At 66.1% G+C, this 3,495-nt stretch carries 4 protein-coding genes and 1 pseudogene; 2 read left to right on the forward strand and 3 right to left on the reverse strand.

Annotated features, from left to right (window positions below):
- Positions 1-499, reverse strand: a 499-nt coding sequence (locus ACFYW8_RS43230; protein WP_389093006.1) for an ice-binding family protein, incomplete at its 3' end; no start/stop codon positions are given.
- A 628-nt stretch (positions 500-1,127) separates the two neighbouring features.
- Entirely contained in the window at positions 1,128-1,610 is a 483-nt protein-coding gene (locus ACFYW8_RS43235) for an ISAs1 family transposase (RefSeq protein ID WP_389093038.1), read from the reverse strand.
- Positions 1,611-1,789: 179 nt separating this feature from the next.
- Between ACFYW8_RS43235 and ACFYW8_RS43240 the strand changes: the two genes are divergently transcribed.
- On the forward strand, positions 1,790-2,269 hold the full coding sequence (locus tag ACFYW8_RS43240) for a helix-turn-helix domain-containing protein (RefSeq protein ID WP_389093011.1): 480 nt from the start codon (positions 1,790-1,792) through the stop codon (positions 2,267-2,269).
- A 236-nt stretch (positions 2,270-2,505) separates the two neighbouring features.
- On the opposite strand, the pseudogene ACFYW8_RS43245 reads toward ACFYW8_RS43240, so the two are convergent.
- Positions 2,506-2,574: pseudogene (locus ACFYW8_RS43245) on the reverse strand (hypothetical protein); the annotation flags it as partial.
- A 48-nt stretch (positions 2,575-2,622) separates the two neighbouring features.
- Here ACFYW8_RS43245 and tnpA point away from each other — a divergent pair.
- Entirely contained in the window at positions 2,623-3,051 is a 429-nt protein-coding gene (gene tnpA / locus ACFYW8_RS43250; protein WP_389093015.1) for an IS200/IS605 family transposase, read from the forward strand.
- Positions 3,052-3,495 lie beyond the last annotated feature (444 nt).

Consider the following 3,495-nt stretch of genomic DNA (forward strand, 5'->3'; position numbering starts at 1 on the left):
CCGTCGTGGCCCCGGTCGTACCCGTGCCGCACGTGGGCAGCGTGATCCTGTTGGTGTCCAAGGTGACCGAGCCGTTGCGGGCCAGCGCCCGTCCGTCGATGCTCGTCCCCGTGGTGGCAGAGATTGAGGTCAGCGCCAGGATGCTGCCCACGAACGTGGAGCTGGTGCCCAGGGTCGCCGAGCTACCGATCTGCCAGTACACGTTGCACGGGGAGGCCCCGTTGACGAGGAGCACCTGGCTGGCGGAGGCCGTCGTCAGGCCCGAACCAACCTGGAACACCCACACGGCGTTGGGGTCGCCCTGGGCGTCCAGGGTGAGCGTGCCGGTGAGCCCTAGCGTGGACTGCGAGGTGTAGACGCCCGGGACCAGGGTGAGGCCGCCCGCATCCGGGGGAAGTGCGAAGTCGGTGGCCTGGCCGGCCGCGTCGTTGTACGCCGCGACCAGGTCGGACTTGGCCTGGAGGGCCACAGCGTCCGCGGAGTGCTGAGTCCCGTTCACCAGGCCGGGAGGGAAGCCAGTGATCGACGTTCCAGGGCTTACCCCGACATCCCGGTGATGACCGAGGGCCCGGTGTTGGTGATCGACGCTCCGGCCAGAACCGCGAAACTTTCCGCAGTACCCAGGGGGACGGGTGTCGCGATGGCACTCGCCTCTGTCGCAGTCACGGCGAGGACGGACGTGATGACCAGTGGGGCGATGAGCGCCCCGATCCAGGCCGATTTCAGGCGCCGCCGAGGCGCACGTGGAGTATTTGACGTCATCGAGGGGATGCTCCTTCGCGGGGGGCGGTGGGGGGAGGAGGGAATCCGGAAACAGAAATTCCTGCCACCGGAATTCTATACGCCAAATTTAATTGAGGCGGCAATGCATTCGAGTGAATTTGCGGCACCCAATGTGTCATTCGGGTCAATAGTCACTCGTCAGAGCGAGTCAACTCGTCGCCAAATGATAATCCCCATCATTTTGCGCTTGTCAGTGGGTTATATGGACAGGACATACCAGCGTTCCACCAGGAGGATCAACCGCGCCCCTCGCACAGCCCAGCCTCCACCGGTATTCGGCAGTAGCTTCGCGACTGCCTGCGCGCCCAGGGCTTCGGCGTAATCGCGTGACGCCCGGTTCGTGATCATCCGAGGCCGAGGAGCGTTAGGGGGCGATGGGGGTTGCGGGCGTTGTGGCGGAGGCCGGCCGCGATGTCCTTCGCTCCGGCTGTTCGGAGGGCTCCGATGGCGAAGTTGCGCCAGATGGCCATCGCTCGGGGCGCGTTGCCGGTGCGCACTTGTGAGGCGTCCTCGGCGAAGGTGGTGTCGCGGACGTGGTGCAGGGCCTCGATCTTCCAGTGGTCGCGGACGAGTTGGGCGAGCTCGGCCGGGGTGGCCTGCTCGGTGCTCAGGCTGGTGACGGCGTAGACGGTCTTGACGGTGGTCCTGCCGGTCTTGCGGTCGGTGCGGCGGCGCTTGATCTGGAGGGCCTGGCGGGCTCCGGGGAAGGGGAGGCTGTTCACGGTGGCGACCGTGATGCGGCGGATCTCCGAGCGGCCATGGCCGATGCCCGGCCGTCGGTTAGGTCCCGGACGAGTCTCCGAGCCGCCCCCAGACAGGCCGGGGATGAAGCCATCCCTTCAGAGCTGGAACCCCCGGAAGCCGACCGCGGGCTTGAGACCATAGGCGCAGCACTGACAACGCACGTATCGGCGAAGGACCGTTGAGCGGGTGAGTGTCTACTGACCTTTGAGGCGTGTTGTCGCCGGGGGCTGACGATGTGTGATCTTCGCGGTATGCCGGTTGTGTGAGATATCCGCAGGGTGGTGGGTTGACGCCTGAACGGCAGGCGTTTCGCGAGCGCATCCGGATGGAGGCCGCCGAGCGATTCGCGGTCGGCGCCTCCAATGCCGAGGTCGCCAAGGACTTACGGGTGAGTGTGCGCTCGGTGCAGCGCTGGCGCCGGGCCTGGCACGACGCCGGCGCGGAGGGGCTGCGGTCCGCGGGACCGGTCTCACTGCCCAAGCTGAGTGAGGCACTGTTCGCCGTGCTCGAACAGGAGCTGGCCAAGGGGCCGGTAGCGCACGGCTGGCCGGACCAGACCTGGACGCTGTCGCGGATCAAGACGCTGATCGGGCGCCGGTTCCACAAGAGCTTGACGTGGCCGACGCCCTGGAGGCGGACGCGGGTGACCGGGTCGTGCGGGGTGGAGTCCCAGCGGCAGCCGTCACCGTCCTTCGGGAACTCCACCGTGTCGAACCAGTTCACCCCACGAAAGCGCGGGTAACCCGGGGTGTCGCCGGACTTGACCCGGCGGAAGAACGCGGCGAACGCCTTGTCCAGGCGGCGCAGAGTGGCCTGCTGCGAGCTGAAGGACCAGCGGCCCTGCCGCTCAGGATCGAACGCCCGGATCTCCTTGAGCTGAGCGGACTGCACCCCGTACTTGACGCTGGTCTTCGACACGTGCCGGTAGGCGTCACGGCGCTCCTGCAAGGCCCCGTTGTAGAGGGAGCAGTGGTCCCGCAGCATCTCGCCCAGCGCCTGCGACTGGCGGACGGTGGGCCGCAGGAGGAACTTGTACGCACGGATCATCCAGCCCACCCCCCGGTCGAGTCCACTCGATCCTACTATACTTGGTCCATGTCACCGCGCTGGGAACCAGATCCCGACATCAGACGGGGTAATCATGTCGTTTACAACCTTCATGCACACTTGGTGTTTGTCACGAAGTACCGGCGGGAGGTCTTCAACGACGACATGCTGAGGCGCTGCGAGGAGATCATGCGGGAGGTGTGCCGGTCCTTCGAGGCCGAGCTGCGCGAGTTCAACGGTGAAGGCGATCACGTTCACCTGCTCGTGCACTACCCGCCGAAAATTGCCCTGTCCAAGCTCGTCAACAGCCTCAAAGGCGTCAGCTCCCGCTACCTGCGAGCGGAGTACACCGGCCGGATCAACCGGACCGGCACAGGCTCGGTGTTCTGGTCCCCGTCGTATTTCGCCGCCTCATGCGGCGGCGCGCCACTGAGCATCGTCAAGGAGTACATCGAGAGCCAGAAACGGCCGGCCTGACCTCCACCCCCCAGACGCAGCGAACTCCGGCGCTTCGCGCCTGCGGGCCGAGGATCGCATTCCCGCCCGGCCTGAAGGCCGGGATTCCCTGCGAAGATCAAGGGATGGAGGACGACGGCATGGCGGATGTGGCCAGGTTCCCTGGGCGAGCAGGGCGCATTGTTGTGCTTGCCTTGGCGTCTTGCGGTTGGGTGGCCGCCCCGATCTCCACGCTCGTAGAGGTGCCCCACATCATTTGGCCCGGATCGGTCCTGTTTCTCGTGGGCGGCGCACTTCTTGCCCGGGAGTGGGGACGAGTCTGGCATCGAGAGGCCCCCTACGACGTGCAGCGGCGAGTCCCGGAGTTTCCGAACTAGTGAGCTGGTTGTGAGTTGGTTCGGCACCACGTGGGTTGCTTTACGTACCACTTCACGGGTTCGCATACCTGGTGCCGATTGGCTGCGG

It is taken from the genome of Streptomyces sp. NPDC002742, from assembly GCF_042888885.1.
GTDB lineage: Bacteria > Actinomycetota > Actinomycetes > Streptomycetales > Streptomycetaceae > Streptomyces.

Excerpts from the sequence above, each read along its gene's own strand:
- tnpA (WP_389093015.1), top strand. The coding sequence starts at position 2,623 with ATGTCACCGCGCTGGGAACCAGATCCCGACATCAGACGGGGTAATCAT.